Annotated in this window: 18 protein-coding genes, 1 tRNA gene and 1 riboswitch; of the genes, 4 read left to right on the forward strand and 15 right to left on the reverse strand. The window is 63.4% G+C overall.

All coding sequences use genetic code 11. The features are described from left to right. Positions 1 to 3: 3 nt before the first annotated feature. Positions 4 to 1,080, reverse strand: coding sequence for an AI-2E family transporter (locus ACZ9H4_RS05230; RefSeq protein ID WP_408154746.1), 1,077 nt, complete (start codon positions 1,078 to 1,080; stop codon positions 4 to 6). A gap of 101 nt (positions 1,081 to 1,181) precedes the next feature. On the opposite strand from ACZ9H4_RS05230, the gene purM reads away from it, so the two are divergent. Beyond that, positions 1,182 to 2,249, forward strand: coding sequence for a phosphoribosylformylglycinamidine cyclo-ligase (gene purM, locus ACZ9H4_RS05235; protein ID WP_408143600.1), 1,068 nt, complete (start codon positions 1,182 to 1,184; stop codon positions 2,247 to 2,249). Positions 2,250 to 2,319: 70 nt separating this feature from the next. Here purM and miaA read toward each other — a convergent pair whose 3' ends face one another. Continuing rightward, complete coding sequence (gene miaA / locus ACZ9H4_RS05240; RefSeq protein ID WP_476118398.1) at positions 2,320 to 3,270, reverse strand: tRNA (adenosine(37)-N6)-dimethylallyltransferase MiaA; 951 nt, start codon at positions 3,268 to 3,270, stop codon at positions 2,320 to 2,322. A gap of 43 nt (positions 3,271 to 3,313) precedes the next feature. Beyond that, positions 3,314 to 5,374, reverse strand: coding sequence for a DNA mismatch repair endonuclease MutL (gene mutL / locus ACZ9H4_RS05245; RefSeq protein ID WP_408154750.1), 2,061 nt, complete (start codon positions 5,372 to 5,374; stop codon positions 3,314 to 3,316). 183 nt (positions 5,375 to 5,557) lie between these two features. On the opposite strand from mutL, the gene ACZ9H4_RS05250 reads away from it, so the two are divergent. Next, positions 5,558 to 6,229, forward strand: a complete 672-nt coding sequence (locus ACZ9H4_RS05250) for a VTT domain-containing protein (protein WP_476118400.1) — start codon at positions 5,558 to 5,560, stop codon at positions 6,227 to 6,229. Positions 6,230 to 6,342: 113 nt separating this feature from the next. Here the strand turns inward: ACZ9H4_RS05250 and ACZ9H4_RS05255 are convergent, their stop codons facing one another. From ACZ9H4_RS05255 to ydfG, 12 genes are all read right to left on the reverse strand, one after another. Then, positions 6,343 to 7,182, reverse strand: a complete 840-nt coding sequence (locus ACZ9H4_RS05255; protein ID WP_408144218.1) for a mechanosensitive ion channel family protein — start codon at positions 7,180 to 7,182, stop codon at positions 6,343 to 6,345. A 326-nt stretch (positions 7,183 to 7,508) separates the two neighbouring features. Further along, the gene (locus tag ACZ9H4_RS05260) at positions 7,509 to 7,883 is read right to left on the reverse strand and encodes a hypothetical protein (protein WP_476118402.1); all 375 of its coding nucleotides are present in this window, start codon (positions 7,881 to 7,883) and stop codon (positions 7,509 to 7,511) included. A gap of 409 nt (positions 7,884 to 8,292) precedes the next feature. Continuing rightward, the gene (locus ACZ9H4_RS05265) at positions 8,293 to 8,958 is read right to left on the reverse strand and encodes a hypothetical protein (protein WP_408324985.1); all 666 of its coding nucleotides are present in this window, start codon (positions 8,956 to 8,958) and stop codon (positions 8,293 to 8,295) included. Between the two features lie 249 nt (positions 8,959 to 9,207). After that, positions 9,208 to 9,283, reverse strand: a tRNA-Lys gene (locus ACZ9H4_RS05270). A gap of 184 nt (positions 9,284 to 9,467) precedes the next feature. Next, positions 9,468 to 10,217 carry a tol-pal system protein YbgF gene (gene ybgF / locus ACZ9H4_RS05275; RefSeq protein ID WP_121316602.1) on the reverse strand — a complete coding sequence of 250 codons (750 nt, stop codon included), beginning with the start codon at positions 10,215 to 10,217 and terminating at the stop codon, positions 9,468 to 9,470. Between the two features lie 20 nt (positions 10,218 to 10,237). Further along, positions 10,238 to 10,747 carry a peptidoglycan-associated lipoprotein Pal gene (pal, locus tag ACZ9H4_RS05280; RefSeq protein ID WP_168662948.1) on the reverse strand — a complete coding sequence of 170 codons (510 nt, stop codon included), beginning with the start codon at positions 10,745 to 10,747 and terminating at the stop codon, positions 10,238 to 10,240. A 34-nt stretch (positions 10,748 to 10,781) separates the two neighbouring features. Continuing rightward, entirely contained in the window at positions 10,782 to 12,074 is a 1,293-nt protein-coding gene (gene tolB, locus ACZ9H4_RS05285) for a Tol-Pal system beta propeller repeat protein TolB (protein WP_408144225.1), read from the reverse strand. 137 nt (positions 12,075 to 12,211) lie between these two features. Then, complete coding sequence (tolA, locus tag ACZ9H4_RS05290; RefSeq protein ID WP_408144227.1) at positions 12,212 to 13,225, reverse strand: cell envelope integrity protein TolA; 1,014 nt, start codon at positions 13,223 to 13,225, stop codon at positions 12,212 to 12,214. Then, the gene (gene tolR, locus ACZ9H4_RS05295) at positions 13,222 to 13,668 is read right to left on the reverse strand and encodes a protein TolR (protein ID WP_168663430.1); all 447 of its coding nucleotides are present in this window, start codon (positions 13,666 to 13,668) and stop codon (positions 13,222 to 13,224) included. Before tolR ends, tolA begins: the two co-directional genes overlap by 4 nt. A gap of 10 nt (positions 13,669 to 13,678) precedes the next feature. Further along, positions 13,679 to 14,356 carry a protein TolQ gene (gene tolQ / locus ACZ9H4_RS05300; RefSeq protein ID WP_007179119.1) on the reverse strand — a complete coding sequence of 226 codons (678 nt, stop codon included), beginning with the start codon at positions 14,354 to 14,356 and terminating at the stop codon, positions 13,679 to 13,681. Between the two features lie 156 nt (positions 14,357 to 14,512). Next, complete coding sequence (gene ybgC, locus ACZ9H4_RS05305) at positions 14,513 to 14,992, reverse strand: tol-pal system-associated acyl-CoA thioesterase (protein ID WP_476118651.1); 480 nt, start codon at positions 14,990 to 14,992, stop codon at positions 14,513 to 14,515. Between the two features lie 58 nt (positions 14,993 to 15,050). Next, positions 15,051 to 15,797 carry a bifunctional NADP-dependent 3-hydroxy acid dehydrogenase/3-hydroxypropionate dehydrogenase YdfG gene (gene ydfG, locus ACZ9H4_RS05310; protein ID WP_408144232.1) on the reverse strand — a complete coding sequence of 249 codons (747 nt, stop codon included), beginning with the start codon at positions 15,795 to 15,797 and terminating at the stop codon, positions 15,051 to 15,053. A gap of 238 nt (positions 15,798 to 16,035) precedes the next feature. Continuing rightward, a riboswitch (ZMP/ZTP riboswitch) is annotated at positions 16,036 to 16,144 on the forward strand. A gap of 166 nt (positions 16,145 to 16,310) precedes the next feature. On the opposite strand from ydfG, the gene glyA reads away from it, so the two are divergent. After that, entirely contained in the window at positions 16,311 to 17,558 is a 1,248-nt protein-coding gene (gene glyA / locus ACZ9H4_RS05315) for a serine hydroxymethyltransferase (protein ID WP_408144234.1), read from the forward strand. A gap of 6 nt (positions 17,559 to 17,564) precedes the next feature. After that, positions 17,565 to 18,047 (forward strand): transcriptional regulator NrdR, encoded by a 483-nt coding sequence (nrdR, locus tag ACZ9H4_RS05320; RefSeq protein WP_042328342.1) that lies wholly within the window; start codon positions 17,565 to 17,567, stop codon positions 18,045 to 18,047. Positions 18,048 to 18,165: the final 118 nt, after the last annotated feature.

Here is an 18,165-nt window from a genome sequence, read left to right on the forward strand (position 1 = left end):
CGGTTAGTTGTTGTAAAGCGCGCTGGCGAGGTAGCTTTGCCGCAATTCCCGGATCGCCACCGACAGAATCGCGCTGACCGGCAACGCAAGCAGCACGCCGAAAAAGCCGAACAGCTGACCGAACGCGAGCAGCGCGAAGATGACCGCGAGCGGGTGCAGCCCGATCCGTTCGCCCACGAGCCGCGGCGTCAGATAAAAACTTTCGGCGATCTGCGCGAAGCCGTAAATCAGCGCGACCGCGCCGAAGCCGTACCAGTCGCCGAATTGCAGCAGCGCCGCGAGCAGCGCGAGCACGAGGCCCGTCGCAAAACCGAGGTACGGGATGAACACCGCAAGCCCGGTAAAAATGCCGACCGGCAGCGCGATCTCGAAGCCGGCGAGACTCAGCGCGACCGAGTAGTACACCGCCAGCACAGCCATCACCAGCAACTGGCCGCGCAGGTATTGCGACAGCATCTGGTCCATGTCGCGCGCGAGTTGCAACGTTTTGTCGAGCCAGCGGCGCGGCACCATCATTTGCAGGCGCGCGAGCATGCGGTTCCAGTCGAACAGCAGATAGAACAGCACGAGCGGCACCAGCATGAGGTTGCCGACCAGCGCCATCATCAGATTGCCGCTCGTGCGGATCGAGGTCCACGCATATTGCGCGACGGTCTTCGCGCTGCCTTCGAGCTGCCCCATCACGAGGTCGCGGATGCTGGCGAAATCGAGCGAGTCGGCCAGACCCAGCATGGCCAGCTTGGGTTGCAGCCACGCGTTCACATGCGCGAAGAACACCGGCACCTGCTGCCGCAATTGCGGCCCTTCCTTCTGGATCACCGCGAGCACCAGCAGAAAGAGCATGGTCATCAGCAGTGTGAAGAACAGGATCATCAGCAGCGCCGCGAGGGCGCGCGGCACGCGCCGGCGCACCATCCACGCGACACCCGGATGCAAAATGTACGCGAGAATCGCGCTCAGCAGAAACGGGGTGAGGACTGGACTCAACAGCCAGAGCAGCATGCCGACGCATAGCGCGATCACCAGCCAGATGAGGGCGCGGCGCTGAACGGGCGTCAGAATCGAGGAATTTCGTTGCAAAGCGGGTTTTCCCAGGTGTAGTCGGAACCGGATGATCAAATTCCAGCCAGTCGGCCAGCATCGGGTAAAATCGCATTTTACCGACCTTCGAGCTCTTCCCCATGAATCACCCGAAATCCGCCCAGCCTTCAACTGATTCGGCCCAAGGTTTGTCGTATCGCGACGCCGGCGTGGACATCGACGCGGGCGACGCCCTTGTCGACGCGATCAAGCCCTTTGCCAAAAAGACGATGCGCGACGGCGTGCTGGGTGGCATCGGCGGGTTCGGCGCGCTGTTCGAAGTGCCGAAGAAATACAAGGAACCGGTGCTCGTGTCCGGCACCGACGGTGTCGGCACCAAGCTGCGCCTCGCGTTTCAACTGAACAAGCATGACACCGTCGGCCAGGATCTGGTCGCCATGAGCGTGAACGACATTCTCGTGCAAGGCGCCGAGCCGCTGTTCTTCCTCGACTACTTCGCGTGCGGCAAGCTGGACGTCGGCACGGCGGCCACGGTCGTCAAGGGTATCGCGCATGGCTGCGAACTGTCGGGTTGCGCGCTGATCGGCGGCGAAACGGCGGAAATGCCGGGCATGTATCCGGACGGCGAGTACGACCTGGCCGGTTTTGCGGTCGGCGCGGTGGAAAAGAGCAAGATCATCGACGGCAGCACGATCGCTCCGGGCGACGTGGTGCTGGGCCTCGCATCGAGCGGCATTCATTCGAACGGTTTTTCGCTGGTGCGCAAGATCATCGAGCGCGCGCAGCCGGATCTGAATGCGGACTTCGATGGCCGTTCCTTGGCCGACGCGCTGATGGCGCCGACGCACATTTACGTGAAGCCGTTGCTGTCGCTGATGCAGCAGATCGCCGTCAAGGGGATGGCGCACATCACGGGCGGCGGGCTGGTCGAAAATATTCCGCGCGTGCTGCGTGAAGGCCTCACGGCCGAGCTGGATCACCGCGCGTGGCCGCTGCCGCCGCTGTTCTCGTGGCTGCAGAAGCACGGCGGCGTCGCCGATGCGGAAATGCACCGCGTGTTCAACTGCGGCATCGGCATGGCAGTGGTGGTGTCCGCCGCCGACGCCGAAGCGGCGATCGGTTTGCTGTCGGCAGCCGGTGAGCAGGTGTGGAAAATCGGCACGATTCGCGAAAGCGCAGCCGGTGAAGCGCAGACGGTCGTGATCTAACGGATGGTATTGCCCGCGCGGCGCGCATGCGGATTGCATGCGCGCCGCGCAGGTTCGATACTTCAACGCTTCAAATCAACGCCTCGACCTGATCGAGCACCCGCGCGGTAGCCTGCGGATCGCAGCAGTCCACCACCACCCGTTCTGTCATGCTTCGCAGCCACGTGAGTTGCCGCTTGCACAACTGCCGGGTCGCAAAGATTCCCTTGTCGCGCATCGTCGGATAATCGACCGCGCCGTCCAGATATTCCCAGACCTGTCGATAGCCGACGCAGCGCATCGACGGCATCTCGGGCCGCAGATCACCGCGTTCGCGCAGCTTCACCACTTCATCGACGAAACCACCGGCCAGCATCGCATCGAAGCGCTGTTCGATGCGCGCGTGCAAGACGCTGCGATCGGACGGCTCCAGTGCGATCGGCACGAAGCGCCATGCCGCCGCGGCGTCATCTTGCCGCGCGGGGGCGGCCAGCCATGCCGACATCGCCTGGCCGGTCAGCATGAACACTTCGAGCGCGCGCTGAATCCGCTGCGAATCGTTCGGTGCGAGGCGCGCGGCTGTCACGGGGTCGACTGTCGCAAGCCGTTCGTGCAGGGCCGGCCAGCCTTCGCGCGCGGCGTCGGCATCGAGCGTGGCGCGCACGTCGGGGTCGGCGGCGGGCAGGTCGTTGAGTCCCTGCGTGAGCGCCTTGTAGTACAGCATGGTGCCGCCGACCAGCAACGGCAGCCGCCCGCGCGCGTGGATTTCGCCGGTCAGCCGCAACGTGTCGGCGCGAAATTGCGCAGCCGAATAGGCGTCGGTCGGATCGACGATGTCGATCAGATGATGCGGCGCCACCCCGCGTTCTTCGGCAGTCGGCTTGGCTGTGCCGATATCCATCTCGCGATAGACCAGCGCCGAATCGACACTGATGATCTCCACCGGCCGCCGTGCGGCGAGCGCCAGCGCGGCGGCGGTTTTGCCGGAGGCAGTCGGGCCGAGCAGGCAAGGGACCGGTGTGGGAAGGTTGCGTGACGTCATGAGCAAGCCCGCACGGGTCGAAGCAAAATCAGCGAGCGCACCGTCACTGCCCGCGCATGAACAGCCGATCGAGGTCGGACAGCGTCAGTTGATACCACGTCGGACGCCCGTGGTTGCATTGATCGGCGCGCTCGGTCGCCTCCATCTGGCGCAGCAGCGCGTTCATTTCGTCGAGCGTCAGACGCCGGTTCGCACGCACCGCGTGATGGCAGGCGAGCGTGCCGAGCAGTTCGTGCTGACGCTCGGTCAGCACGCGCGAGCCGCCGAACTCATGCAGATCGGCGAGCACCGCGCGCGCCAGCGCCTGCAGATCGGCGTCCTTGAGCAGCGCGGGCACGGCGCGGATCGCCAGCGTGGTCGGCGACAGCACGGCAAGGTCGAAGCCGAGCGCGTCGAGTGTGTCGCGCTCTTCTTCCACTGTGCCGATTTCGATCGGATCGGCCTGCATCGTCTGCGGGATCAGCAGCGGCTGCACGGCGATCGCGCGATCGGCCAGCGCGTTCTTGAACTGCTCGTACAGGATGCGCTCGTGCGCGGCGTGCATGTCCACGATCACCAGCCCGTGCGCGTTCTGCGCGAGCACGTAAATGCCGTGAATCTGGCCGAGCGCGAAGCCGAGCGGTTGTTCGTCGGTGCCGTTGAGGGCGGGCGACGGGTAGGGCGCCGACGCGTTATACGGCGACGGCGTTTCGGCGGCCGAGTCGCGCGCCTCCAGCAGGGTCGCGCCTTCCGCGGTGCCGGGATGGCTGTCCTTGCGGCCGAACAGCGCGTCGTAAAACGCCAGCGGTTGCGCGACCGGCAGCGTGCCTTGCGTCATGCGCGCCTGGCGCATCCAGGTGTTGCCGGGCTGTGACGACGGGCCGAAGCCGCTGCCTGACCCGCCACGCGCCAGTCCGCCTGGCGAGCCGGCGAAGCCAGCCCCGGCGCCGAAGCTGCCGCCGCCCATGCCCGCCGCGCCGCCGAGCGGCGTCGCGCCGAACGAAGCCGGGCCGCCCGCCATCGGCTCCAGATGCGCAGCGTGCCCACCCGCCGTCGTTTCCGGCGATGCGCCCGCATGCCGCGCCAGCGCGCGCTGCACCGCATGGAACACGAACTGGTGAATCGAGCGCGAATCGCGAAACCGCACTTCGATTTTCGACGGATGCACGTTCACATCGACGCCCTCAGGCGGCAGATCGAGGAACAACACATAAGACGGATAACGGTCGCCATGCAGCACGTCTTCATACGCGGCGCGCACCGCATGCGTGAGCAGCTTGTCGCGCACGAAGCGGCCGTTGACGAAGAAGTATTGCTGATCGGCACGCCCGCGGCTCGCAGTCGGTAAGCCCGCGCAGCCGTAGACGGCCAGCGGTCCGGCGGATTCGTCGAGCGGCAGGTGCGCCGTCGCGAAAGTCTCGCCGAGAATCTTCGCGACCCGCGCAGGCGGCTCGCTCGCGTTCCAGTGTTCGACCGCCTTGCCGTTATGCAGCACCGAAATCGCGACGTCGGGCCGCGCCAGAGCCGCGCGGCGAATCTGTTCGAGGCAATGGCCGAGTTCGGTCTGTTCGCTTTTGAGGAATTTGCGGCGCGCGGGCGTGTTGTAGTACAGCTCGCGTACTTCGATCGTCGTGCCCTGGGTGCCGGCCGCGGGGCTCAGCACACCGGTTTGCGCGTCGACGCGCACGGCATGCGGCGCTTCGGCGGTGCGGCTCGTGATGGTCATCTGTGCGACCGACGCGATCGACGCCAGCGCCTCGCCACGGAAGCCGAGCGTGGCGACCGCTTCCAGTTCGGCGAGCGAGCGGATCTTGCTGGTCGCATGGCGCATCAGCGCGAGCGCCAGTTCGCTCTCGGGAATGCCGCAGCCGTCGTCGGTGATCGAAATGCGCTTGACGCCGCCTTCGTCGAGCAGGATGCGCAGCGTCTGCGCGCCCGCGTCGAGCGCGTTTTCCAGCAACTCCTTGACCACCGACGCGGGCCGTTCCACCACTTCGCCGGCGGCGATCTGGCTGATCAACTGATCGGGAAGGGGCTGGATCGCGCGCAACGGGCGCGGCGCAGGCGCGGCGGCGGGCACTGCGGCCGCGGCGGAATCGGCAGGCGTTTCGGAGAATTCTGACATGGCGAAATTATAGCGACTCGGCACACGAGCCGACTGGCAACGGATTTTTAATCGCGGCCGGGCACTTTCGGTATCATGACGCGGTCAATTTCCGGCGGCGAGCAAGCGCTTGCCGTCTTCCTCGCGGGCCTGCCGGCAAGGCTGTTTTCACCACGTTCACATTCCCTTAACAGAGGACGCTCCTTGGACACGCTGCTACATTTCGTCAACCTTGTGTTGCACATCGACAAGTTCCTCGGAGACTTCATCCATGTGTATGGCGCCTGGGTCTACGCGGTGCTGTTCCTGATCGTATTCAGCGAAACCGGCCTCGTCATTCTGCCGTTCTTGCCGGGCGATTCGTTGTTGTTCATCGGCGGCGCATTCTGTGCGACGGGCCAGTTGAACCTTGGTCTGCTGATCGTGCTGCTGCTGGTGGCGGCGATCGCCGGCAATACCGTCAACTACATGATCGGGAGGGCCATCGGGCCGCGGGTGTTCGATTCGCACATTCCTTTTCTCGAACGCTTCCTCGACCGCAGCGCGCTGCAGAAGACGCACAACTTCTATGAAAAGCATGGCGGCAAGACCATCGTGCTCGCGCGTTTCATTCCGGTTGTGCGGACCTTCGCGCCGTTCGTGGCCGGTGCTTCGTCGATGACCATGAGCCGGTTCCAGTTGTTCAACGTTATCGGCGCGCTGCTGTGGGTGTTGCTGCTCGTGCTGCTCGGTTATTTCTTCGGCAATATTCCGTTCATTCGTCAGTATCTGAACGTGATCGTGCTGGTGGGTATTGGCGCGGCCGTCGTGCCGGTTCTGCTCGGCGCACTGTGGAAGATGATGCGCAAGGGTGGGGTCAAGGCCGATAGCCGCTGACGCGTCATTGCAGAGGCGCGCGTAGGCACATGAACAAAAGGCGTCGCGAATCTCGCGACGCCTTTTTCATTTTGCGGAGTTTCGAATCGCCGACGACGCGGCGCACGGTTCTCTCAACCGGCCGCGGTTCCCGTCGCTCCTGGGCCGACCGCACGCGGCGCAAGCGGCGTTTCCGGTGTCGGGTAGCCGGCCTCCTTGAAGGTCTGGACGATCGCGCGATTCGTGTCGAAATAGACCTGCCAATAGTGATCGTTAGCCGTGTAAGGGCGCACGCATAGCAAGGGTCCTTCCGGCGTGAAGCTCAGCACTTCGATATCGGGCGCGGGGCTCTCGGCGACATTCGGAATCTGCACGATGGCCGCCCTCAACCGGTTCATCGCGTCGGTCGGATCGACGCCGTTGGCGATCTTCGCGGTCAGCTCGACACGCCGTACCGGCAACACGCTGAAGTTCGAGATCGTGTCGGAGAAGACCTTGTTGTTGCCGACGATGGTGGTCACGTTGTCCGGCGTCACGATGGTGGTGCCGAACAGGCCCAGCTCCGAGACCGTACCGGTGACGCCCCCCGCGGTGACGAAGTCGCCGACCTTGAACGGCCGCAGCACCTGCATGAAGACGCCGGCCGCGAAGTGCGCGAGCAGGCCGCCCCAGGCGGTGCCGATCGCGAGGCCGAGACCGGCGAGCAACGCGGCGAACGAAGTCGTCTGGACTCCGAATATCTGCAGGATCGCGAGGATCAGCAGCAGGTTCAGCAGGCCGCCGAGAATCGAGCCGAGATAGTGAGCGAGAGTGGGGTCGACCCGGCCATTGCGCGCGAGCACCTTGCGCAGCAAGCCGATGATCAGACCGATGATCCAGCGGCCGACGATCCACAAAACGATCGCGCCGAGAACCTTGGTGCCGAGGTCGATGCCTCGGGTCATGATGAACACGCGTATGGTATCGAGATCCAAGATGTCCCTCGTTGGATAAGTTGCCTTCGACTGATTGAACAACGGTGGCGCAATACAGCGGCAATGCTCGACGGCGGACGCAAACGGCAACGCGCGGTCTTCGGGAGTTATAGGCGACGGCGCGCGCATGTGCAAGGACCGTTCCCGTCGCCGAACGGGGAAGCCTGGCGGGAACGAGCCGGTGATCAGGCGGTCGTCTTTGAAAGGCGACGGCTTGCTGCACGCGAGCGCGTGAATGCGTTTGTGCGATGCTTTTGGCGCAGGTTCGGTGACGTCGATCAGCGCCCAGGACGAGTCGTGCCGAGGCGCGATCGCCTGGAGTGGGCTTACATGGGCAGATGCGATTGCGAGTACGCCGAGGTGTGGATGACGAGCGCTTTGTCGGCGGCGGTTTTCGCGGCACGCTTGCGGCGCGTCACGTGATGCCAGGCGAAAGCGGTGACGATCGCGATCACATAAGCGGCAGCGCGGACGGAAAACGCGGCCGGCGTGCTGAACTGGCCGTAGCGGTTCTGCGCGTCGGCGAACACGAGAAAGGTCAGCGCCGCATCGAGCAGCAGCGCGGCCAGTACCAGCGCGGCGAACACGTGCGCGCCATTGATTGCCGGACCAGGTGTGAACCGGTTGTACACAGCACATGCGATCATGACGACCGCGAGTAAAGCGAGGTTCGAAACGAGATCGAACAGAAAATTGGCCATATCGATGCAATGAAAAACGCGGGGTCTCGCGGCATTGCCGACGCGTCTGTGGACGCATGGCTCCAGTGTGTCTTGCCGGACCGACGGCGATCATTGCATATCTTTTCATCTCGATAAATAACCGGGATTCGATGTTGTTGGTGGGAGGCGAAAGTTCTAGGAAGACGCTGATTTTTGGTGGCAACGTTGGTTTGAATCGTAGAAATGTGTCAATCCAATGGTGAGGAATGCGATAGAACCGAATGGAGTGCGTCGAGCTTCGCTGGTCCTTTGACCAGCGAGAAAGGAGGGTGTGTTTCGGCACACAGCTTTTGAAAGCAGATGGCTGCGGTTGAATCGTTTGTATGCGATTGTGATGTAAACGTTGTCATCGCCGACCGAGCTATGTCTGCTTCCCTGAGCTGGCCAATCAGAAGCGGTACGAAACGCCGATCTGCAACGTGGGATACCAGCGAAAGGGCGATGCTTTCTCTTGCAGTTGTTGCAGCCCCGTCGCGATGATCTGCTGGCTCAACTCGGGGCCGGCAGCCTGGGCGAGGGCAGGCGATAGCGTGTATGACGAGCGCGGGATGCCGTAAGCGACGCCCAGATCGACCACGAGGCCAAACCCTTTTCCGGTGGCGTGCAGGCCGTAGCCAATGCCCAGATATGGCATCACGGGCGGGTGCCTGGCAGTGGCCGTCGCGTACTCGCCTGGAAAGGCGGGCAAGGTTTGACCTTTGAACGTGTAGGTGCCGTTCGTGGGAACGGAATCGCCGCTGACTTCATTGTCCGTAAAGCGAACGCCGGCCGTGATGCGAAAGCCGCTGTTCGCCCAGGGGAAGAAGTCCCCGTAGATCCCGCCCTGGCGCAGACGCACGTCGTCCTTATAGCGATTCCCGCCCACGGTGAAGTCATGTGAGAACTTGAATGCATTGAAGTCCGCATGCACGCCGAACCATGACGTGAGACTCAGTGCCGCGCCGGCACCGATGCCAAGCGTGCCTCCCTGCACGAATATTTCCTGTGCGTGCGAGGTCTCGATCGAGAGTGCCAAACCGACTACCCAGATTACTTTTATCGTTTTCACTGGCATCCCCTAGGCGGTCGGGCAGCGGGGGTCATTGCCCCTTGGCGGCCCGGTCTCATGGTCTTTTTCGGCCGCTCTACAGGCGGCGTCAAGCGATCATGCTTGCGCGGACCTTGAGAGGTCTGTGGGGTGTCGAACGATTTTGGGGAATGAACGAGGAGGGCGCTAAAGCGGCTAACTAAAGCGCTGCCAACTAAAGCGTGAGGCAAAAAGAAAAGGGCTTACATGCATTCGCATGTAAGCCCTCGAATCTTTTGGTAGGCCGTACGGGATTCGAACCTGTGACCAACGGATTAAAAGTCCGCTGCTCTACCAGCTGAGCTAACGACCCAAAAGAGAAGCGAAATTATATCGATAGCCCTGGCAGGCTGTCAACCCATTGTGGCTAATCAAGCTATCGACACTTCAGTTAGTGGAAGGCCGGGTATCGCTACCCGGGCCTTCGAGCGAGAGGCGCGCGTGGCTATGACATCGGACACTGCGCGTGACTGCGAACTACTCGACAGCAACTACGGCTACTTGATCTGCGACAGCTTGCTCTGAGCCGACTGCGCAACGTCCGAACCCGCATATTGCGCGACGATCTGCTCCAGCGTCTTCTTGGCCGCGGCCTTCTGACCTTGCTCGATCTGATTGTTCGCAATCGCCAGCAACGCTTCCGGTGCACGCGGATGCTGCGGATACTTGGCCACCACACCTTGCCAAACGGCCGTCGAACCCTTGTAGTCGCGCAGTGCATACAGCGCGTTGCCGAGCCAGTACTGCGCGGTCGGCTGATAAGGGCTGTTCGGATACTTGGAGATGAAGCTGCGGAACGACGCCGCGGCATTCTTGAAATCGCCGCTGCGGAACTGCTGCGAAGCCGCATTGAACGACTCGGTTTCGCCCGGCTGCACCTCACCCTGGACGCCGTCCACCGTCTGTTGCTGCGGCTCGAATTTCTTCAGGCGCGTGTCCAGATCGGTGTAGTAGTCCTTCTGCTGCTTTTGCAGCGTGGTGAGCTGATTCGCCATGTCCTCGTTCTGCCCGCGCAGCGTCGCGACCTGCTGGTTCAGCTGGTCGAGACGGTTGGACTGATCGAGGATCGTGCGTTGTGCGGCCGACAGCTGGCTCGACAAACTATCGGTCTTCGAGCGCAGATCGAGGATGGCCTGGCGGGCCTGATCGTCGTCGAAGATGCCCGCATGCGCAGGTACGGCCGCGAAGGCCGTGCCTGCGACGCAGGCCGCTGCGGCAAACCGCAGCCAGGAGAAACGATGCGTCATTCGGCTCATCACCCGTTGACTTACTGTTGATACACGAGGTCGGCGCGGCGGTTCTGTGCCCACGACGCTTCGTCATGACCCGTAGCTTGCGGCTTTTCCTTGCCGAGGCTCACGGCTTCCATTTGCGAGTCCGTCACGCCCATCAGCGACAGCGAACGACGCACCGCTTCAGCACGCTTCTGGCCGAGCGCCAGGTTGTATTCGCTGGTGCCGCGTTCATCGGTGTTGCCCTGGATCAGGACGTGGCGTTGCGGATGGCTCTTCAGGTATTGCGCGTGTTGTTGCAGCAGCGACTGGTAGTCGTCCTTGACCGAGTAGCTGTCGAAGTCGAAGTAGATGCTGCGCTTGGCGAGCGGGCTGTTCGGATCGTTCAGCGGGTCGACGTTGACCTGTGCGACATCGTTCGGGTTCGGCTGGGTCGACACTGCACCGCCCTTGCCGGCGTTTTCGTCGAGCTTGACGCCCGAGTGACATGCGGCCAGCGCGCCGACCATGAGAACAGCAAATACATAGCGAAGTTTGGACATCATTTTGGTTACTCTCCTTGTGTTATTGCATCAAACGTTATTGCATAAACGGGCCCCAGGACGGCTCGCGTACGCTGCCCCCCTGAACGGACAGGACCTGCCGAGTGCGACCGTCGGTCGATACTGCGGCCAACACGCCACGGCCGTTCACCTGTGTGGCGTAAAGGATGTACTGACCGTTCGCCGCGAAGCTCGGCGATTCGTCATGTGTCGTGTCCGTCAGGCCCGTGGCTGTTCCGCCTTGCAGGTCCTGGATATAAAGCTTGAACCCGCCGCCGACGCGCGAGATGTAAGCGAGCTGCTTGCCGTCCGGGCTCACGCGCGGGCTGGTGTTGTAGCTGCCCGTGAACGTGACGCGCTGCGCGGAGCCGGCGTTTTCGCCTTGCGCCGACATCTTGTAGATTTGCGGTGCGCCGCCACGGTCGCTGGTGAAATAGATCGACTGGCCATCAGGAGAGAAGGCAGGCTCGGTGTCGATCGAGCTGCCTTGCGTGAGACGACGCAGGCCGCTGCCGTCCGCGTTGACGGCGAAAATCTGCGTGTTGCCGGTGCGCGAGAGCGCGACGGCGAGCGTGCGTCCGTCCGGCGACCACGCCGGCGCACTGTTGTTGCCCTTCTGATCCGACACGACCACGCGACGCCCCGTGGGCAGGTCGTGGATGTAGACGATCGGCTTCTTCTTTTCGAACGAGACGTAGGCGACCTTGGTGCCGTCAGGCGACCACGCCGGCGAGATGATCGGCTCGGGGCTCGACAGTGCAATGTGCGCGTCCTGGCCGTCCGAATCGGAGATCTGCAACTGGTAACGGCCACCCGTCTTGATCACGTACGACAGGCGCGTGGCGAACACGCCGCGGCCGCCCATCAGCTTCGCGTAGATATAGTCCGCGACCTTGTGCGCGCTCATGCGCAAGCCGCTTTCCGGGCTCACCAGCACGAGGCCCCCGAGGCTCTCGCCCTTGACCGTGTCGTACAGCTTGAAGCGCACTTCGTACTGGCCGTTCGGCAGGCGGTTCACGCTGCCCGCCACGAACGCGTTGGCGCCCTTGGCTTTCCACGCGCCGAGGTCGACGGAATCCGACTCCGACACCGGCGTGGAGCCCGCGTCGATGTTGGTGAATTTGCCACTGCGTTGCAGATCCTGACGCACGATCGTGCTGACCTGCTGCGGCGAGTTCGCTTCATTGGCGAAATTCGCCGTGGCGATCGGAAACTGGGTGGACCCGACGCCCGTCACGAGGACGTTCAGTTGTGCGTTGGCGGCGCCGCCAACGGCGATCAGGCACGATGCTACGAGTGTCCGCAGGCCTAGCTTGGTCATCAAACTCATGCTGTATGGATTCCCCAAAAACGGTTTTACTACACTTCACGACAGCAGACAGACCGGAAAAAGACTAATTCGTTCCCGAGCGCGCCCCGTGGGGCGGGCGCCGCGTCCGCTGTCAACTGACTGTCAAATTGCTGCCATCAGCTAGCCGGACGCAGCGTAATCAAAAAGCTTTCCGGCGTCTTGCCATTGGTGTCGAGCGGCATCGGATCGGTGCGATGGACTGCCCGTAATGCGGCGGCGTCCCACGCGGCGTTGCCGCTGCTACGAGAGATCGTTGCGCTCAGCAAGGTGCCGGTCGGCGAACAACGCACCGAGATCACAGTTTCCAGGCCTTCCGTTTCACCGCCCCACGAGACGTTCGGCAGCACCGCGCGACGCACCTTGTCCGCGTAACCCGGCGATGCCGCCGTGCCACCCGAGCCACTGCCCGTGCCGCTCTTGCCCAGCCCATTGCTGGAGGAGCTTGTGCCGCCAACCGCGCCCTGCATCTGCGCAAGGCGCGCACGACGTTCCGCATCGAGCTTCTTCGCTTGCGCCGCAGCGTCGGCTTGGGCCTTGGCCTTCGCCGCTTTCTGAGCGTCGGCCTTCTTTTGCGCTTCAGCTTCGGCCTGTTTCTGCTGTTGCTCTTGCTGCTGTTCTTTCAACTGCTGCTGCTTCTGCTGCTCGGCCAGTTGCTGCTGCTTCTGCTTCTCGACCTGCTGTTGTTGCTGTTGCTGCTGCTGTTTCAGTTTGGCTGCGGCGGCCTTCTGCGCGGCCTGGTCGGCCGCCAGTTGCTGCTGCCGCTTCTCCTGGGCTTCCTGCTGCGCCTGCAGCTTCTGCTGACGCTGCTGCTCGGCCAGTTGCGCCTCGCGCGCCGCTTCCTGCTGCTGGCGCTTCTTTTCCTGTAGCGCGATGTCGGCCTGCTCGTCGCGCACCGGCGGGGCAGGGGCGACCGGCACGGGCGGCGGCGGGACGGGACGGGGGATTGCCGTGTCCGGCACCTCGGTCCACAACTCGGCTTCCGCGCCCTCGGGCGTACTGTTTTGCCACTGGATGCCGTGATACAGGAAGAACCCGAGCAGCGCATGCATCACCAGCGCGAACGCAAAGGCTCGCCCGGTGCCGCGTTCACGCGGTGGCTGGAGCGGGTATTCGGAGTTCTTGCGGATCATTGCGATTTGACGAGCAATCCAACACGCTTGACGCCGCGGGCTTTCAGCTCGGACATCACGTTCATCACGACTTCGTACTTCACGGTTTTGTCGGCGGCGATCACAACGGGCTGGTCAGGATGCGATTGCGCCCGGTCGGCGATAAAGCCATTCAGGTCGGCCTTCGACATGTTTTCCTGCTGCTGCGCGCCGGAATCGTCCTTGTACTTGACGCTCATGTTGCCGTCCGCGCGAATGTTGACGATCACGGGCGGGGTTTGCTGCTGCGGCGCGGCGCCCCCCACGGTCGGCAGATTGACGATCGACGGAGCGACGAGCGGCGCGGTCACCATGAAGATCACGAGCAGCACGAGCATCACGTCGATGTAGGGCACGACGTTGATGTCGGCCATCGCACGGCGCGAACGGGAGCCGCGCATGCTGGAGGAGCGGGAGCCTGCCATCGTGGCCTCCTTACTGTGCCTGGCGCTGCAGGATGTTCGAGAACTCTTCGATGAAGGTCTCGAAGCGGATCGCCAGACGGTCGATGTCGTGCGCGTAGCGGTTGTACGCGACCACCGCCGGAATGGCGGCGAACAGGCCGATCGCGGTGGCGGTCAACGCTTCGGCAATGCCCGGCGCGACGTTGGCAAGCGTAGCCTGCTGGACGTTGGCGAGGCCGCGGAACGCGTTCATGATCCCCCACACCGTGCCGAACAGACCGATATACGGGCTGACCGAGCCGACCGACGCGAGAAACGCAAGATTGGCTTCGAGCACGTCCATTTCACGCTGGAACGCGGCCCGCATTGCACGCCGTGCGCCATCGAGAATCGCGCCCGGATCGTTCAGGCGCTTTTCCTTGCCCTTCAGGAATTCGCGCATGCCGGACTCGAAGATCCGTTCGAGCGCGCCGATCGTATGGCGGTTGTTCGCGGCGCTCTGGTACAGCGCCTGCAGGTCGCCGCCCGACCAGAAATCGCGTTCGAAGCGTTCAGTTTGCGCGCGGGCACGGCGGATCGCAAACCACTTGCGGAAAATGAAAGTCCAGGACAGCAGCGACAGCAACAGTAGCAGGGCCATCACGGCCTGAGCCAGCAGACTCGCGTTGAGTACTAGAGAAACGATCGACAGATCTTGTGTAGTGTTCATAAAGGTTCGTTTTAACGTCCCGGAAAGGGGGCGTCCGGCTGCAAGGCCGCTCGAAGCTTGCCGTGGGCAAAACGGAAGCTTCGGCGTTATTGCAAGCCGAACCATGCTTGGTGCTGCTTGATCGGTATGAGTTCACTGGCCCCGAATCAACGGGATTCAGGCGTTGTCCGTTGACAGGCCGCCATCGCCCATGCCGGGTCCGCGCCGCAAAGCGGCCAGAACCGGTGGAGGAATCGCGGCCGGCCGCAGCGCAACGCGGTCGACGCAGCCGACCCGGATCGAACCGGTAGCAAGCAGCGTGCCTTCGCGCCACGCTTCCTGGGCGAAGTCTACCGAAGCCCTGCCGAGTCGCTCGATCCGGCTGACGATTTTGACGACGTCGTCAAGCCGGGCCGGCGCCCGATAGTCCAACGCGGTGCTGCGCACGATAAAAATCACGCCTGTTTCATCCGCGAGCCGGCTCTGGTCGACGCCGCACGCGCGCAGCCATTCGGTGCGCGCCCGTTCAAAAAATTTCAGGTAGTTGGCGTAAAACACGATGCCGCCGGCATCGGTATCTTCGTAGTACACGCGGATGGACCACGTGTAGCCGATTTCCGCGCCAGGCTGGCTGGTCGACATATTCATGCGGCGCATTTTACCGGAACGCACACCGCGTGGTCTGTTTCAAAGTGTGCGCCCCGTCTGGCGGCCTTCAGCCGCGATGAATGGACAAGCCGGCGAACGATTGCGCCACCGGCATCAGCTCGATTGTGTTGATGTTGACGTGGGCCGGACGGGTGGCGATCCAGTAGATCGAATCCGCGATGTCTTCGGCCGTCAGGGGCTGGACGTTTTCGTACACCTTGTCGGCTTTTTCATCGTCGCCGCGATACCGGACGTTCGAGAATTCGGTGCCGCCGCACAGGCCCGGCTCGATGTCGGTGACACGCAGCGCAGTGCCGGCCAGATCGGCGCGCAGGTTCAGGCTGAACTGGCGCACGAACGCCTTGGTCGCGCCGTACACGTTGCCGCCCGCGTAGGGCCAGCGGCCCGCCACCGAGCCCAGATTGAAGATGTGTCCGCGATTGCGTTCGATCATGCCGGGCAGCAGCGCGTGCGTGACCTGCACGAGGCCCGTGCAGTTGGTCTCGATCATGGTGTTCCATTCGTCGAGACTGGCCTTTTGCGCCGGTTCGACGCCGAGCGCGAGGCCGGCGTTGTTGACCAGCACGTCGATTGCGGCGAACTCGGCCGGCAGCGCGGCGGGCGCCGCTTCGACGGCGGCGCGGTCGCGCACGTCGAGCTCGTACGGCAGCAGCGCGTCGCCGAGCTCGTCGGCGAGCGCCTGCAGACGGTCTTTGCGGCGCGCGGTGGCGACGACGCGATGGCCGCCTTTGACGAAGGCGCGGGCGATGGCGGCGCCGAATCCCGCGGACGCTCCGGTGACGAACACGATCATTGCAGTTCCCTGGTCGGTAAAAGAGAAAGGCCCCAAGCCTACTTCCAATGCGGCGCTGCGGCAAGGATGAACCAGCCGTATGAGGGGCTGTGACAGGGGGGCGCAGCGGATTCCCGGCGTGCTTGCGGATGCCGTTTGCGCATTGCGGGAGGCGCCGCGGCGACCCGTCCCGCCGGCCTGCGCCGCTGCGCCCGGAAGCCGGTTGCCTATTCGATCCTCTTCCAATAAACTAACGCGCTCGACCCTGCGTGACTGGCGATAGAACCGATTCAACCAATCGGGTTCAAGGTGGAACAACCCACCGTGAAGCGCAGGGTGCCGTTTTGCCGTTCGCCTGGGCAGCCGTGATCCGCGCGCGTTTATCTGCGCTGACGGTGGCTGTCCTGCCTCGCGTGTGCGGCGACTCTCCATTCGCCACGTCAGGGCTGGCCCAGCCGCCAGTAGCGCTGCGTACCCTCTACGCAAGATTCGGCGCATGATCCGGTCAACCTGAACACACTCAACGGAATCCGTATGTTTGACAGAGCCCAAAGCACCATCGCCAACGTCGATCCTGAACTCTGGAAGGTCATCGAGCAGGAAAACCGCCGTCAGGAAGAGCACATCGAACTGATCGCGTCGGAAAACTACACGAGCCCGGCTGTGATGGCTGCGCAAGGCTCGCAACTCACCAACAAGTACGCCGAAGGGTATCCGGGCAAGCGCTACTACGGCGGCTGCGAATACGTCGACATCGCTGAGCAGCTCGCGATCGACCGCGTGAAGGAGCTGTTCGGCGCCGAAGCCGCCAACGTGCAGCCGAACTCCGGCTCGCAGGCGAACCAGGGCGTGTTCTTCGCGATGCTCAAGCCGGGCGACACGATCATGGGCATGAGCCTCGCGCACGGCGGCCACCTGACCCACGGCTCGCCGGTCAACATGTCCGGCAAGTGGTTCAACGTGGTGAGCTATGGCCTGAACGAAGCCGAAGACATCGACTACGACGCCGCGGAAAAGCTCGCGCAGGAACACAAGCCGAAGCTGATCATCGCGGGCGCGTCGGCTTTCGCGCTGCGTATCGATTTCGAACGTCTGTCGAAGATCGCCAAGTCGGTCGGCGCGTACTTCATGGTCGACATGGCGCACTATGCCGGTTTGATCGCCGCGGGCGTCTACCCGAACCCGGTGCCGCACGCGGACTTCGTCACCACCACCACGCACAAGAGCCTGCGCGGCCCGCGCGGCGGCGTGATCCTGATGAAGGCCGAGTTCGAAAAGCAGATCAACTCGGCCATCTTCCCGGGCATCCAGGGCGGTCCGCTGATGCACGTGATCGCCGGCAAGGCCGTCGCGTTCAAGGAAGCGCTGTCGCCGGAATTCAAGGTGTACCAGCAACAGGTCGTCGAAAACGCGCGCGTTCTGGCTGAAACGCTGGTCAAGCGTGGTCTGCGCATCGTGTCGGGCCGCACCGAAAGCCACGTGATGCTGGTCGACCTGCGCGCGAAGAAGATCACCGGAAAGGCAGCGGAAGCGGCCCTCGGCGCGGCGCACATCACCGTCAACAAGAACGCGATTCCGAACGATCCGGAAAAGCCGTTCGTGACGAGCGGCGTGCGTCTCGGCTCGCCGGCCATGACCACGCGTGGCTTTGGCGTCAAGGAAGCCGAGCTGGTGGGTAACCTGATTGCCGACGTGCTGGACAATCCGGAAGACACCGCCACGATCGACCGCGTGCGCGGCCAGGTCGCCGAGCTGACGCAGCGTTTCCCGGTCTACAAGTAAGCCGTCATGCATTGTCCCTTCTGCCGGCACGCCGATACGCAGGTCGTCGACTCGCGCGTATCCGAAGACGGCGCGACGATTCGCCGGCGCCGCCGCTGCCCGGCCTGCGACAAACGTTTCACGACGTATGAGCGGGTCGAGCTGGCGTTGCCGTCGGTCGTCAAGAAGGATGGCAGCCGCACGGAATTCGACCGCCGCAAGATCGTCGCGAGCATGCAACTGGCGCTGCGCAAGCGCCCGGTGGCGGCGGACGCGATCGACGCGGCGGTCGCCCGCATCGAGTATCAATTGCTCGGCAGCGGCGAGCGCGAGGTGCGCAGCGAGCGCCTCGGCGAACTCGTCATGAACGAGTTGCGTGCTCTCGACACCATTGCCTACGTTCGTTTCGCCTCCGTTTACCGGCGCTTCGAAGACGTCTCCGAATTCGAAGACGTGATCGAAGAATTTCGCCGCGCCTCTTCTCCGCCCAAGCCTGCGCGTAAGCGCTGACTGTCGTCGCGCTGCGCATTGTGCCTGCGCAGCCGTGGTCCCACGCGTTAATTCGCGCATCAGTCTCTCCCGCTCCTTGATGGTTCGTCGCGTGCATTTTTGCGCGGGATAGCGTCCG

Source organism: Paraburkholderia sp. TE9906 (assembly GCF_056279605.1).

Coding starts and splice junctions, on each gene's coding strand:
- purM (WP_408143600.1), top strand. CDS start 1,182: ATGAATCACCCGAAATCCGCCCAGCCTTCAACTGATTCGGCCCAAGGT.
- miaA (WP_476118398.1), bottom strand. CDS start 3,270: ATGACGTCACGCAACCTTCCCACACCGGTCCCTTGCCTGCTCGGCCCG.
- mutL (WP_408154750.1), bottom strand. CDS start 5,374: ATGTCAGAATTCTCCGAAACGCCTGCCGATTCCGCCGCGGCCGCAGTG.
- ACZ9H4_RS05260 (WP_476118402.1), bottom strand. CDS start 7,883: ATGGCCAATTTTCTGTTCGATCTCGTTTCGAACCTCGCTTTACTCGCG.
- ACZ9H4_RS05265 (WP_408324985.1), bottom strand. CDS start 8,958: ATGCCAGTGAAAACGATAAAAGTAATCTGGGTAGTCGGTTTGGCACTC.
- ybgF (WP_121316602.1), bottom strand. CDS start 10,217: ATGACGCATCGTTTCTCCTGGCTGCGGTTTGCCGCAGCGGCCTGCGTC.
- pal (WP_168662948.1), bottom strand. CDS start 10,747: ATGATGTCCAAACTTCGCTATGTATTTGCTGTTCTCATGGTCGGCGCG.
- tolB (WP_408144225.1), bottom strand. CDS start 12,074: ATGAGTTTGATGACCAAGCTAGGCCTGCGGACACTCGTAGCATCGTGC.
- tolA (WP_408144227.1), bottom strand. CDS start 13,225: ATGATCCGCAAGAACTCCGAATACCCGCTCCAGCCACCGCGTGAACGC.
- tolR (WP_168663430.1), bottom strand. CDS start 13,668: ATGGCAGGCTCCCGCTCCTCCAGCATGCGCGGCTCCCGTTCGCGCCGT.
- tolQ (WP_007179119.1), bottom strand. CDS start 14,356: ATGAACACTACACAAGATCTGTCGATCGTTTCTCTAGTACTCAACGCG.
- ybgC (WP_476118651.1), bottom strand. CDS start 14,992: ATGCGCCGCATGAATATGTCGACCAGCCAGCCTGGCGCGGAAATCGGC.
- ydfG (WP_408144232.1), bottom strand. CDS start 15,797: ATGATCGTGTTCGTCACCGGAGCGTCCGCGGGATTCGGCGCCGCCATC.
- glyA (WP_408144234.1), top strand. CDS start 16,311: ATGTTTGACAGAGCCCAAAGCACCATCGCCAACGTCGATCCTGAACTC.
- nrdR (WP_042328342.1), top strand. CDS start 17,565: ATGCATTGTCCCTTCTGCCGGCACGCCGATACGCAGGTCGTCGACTCG.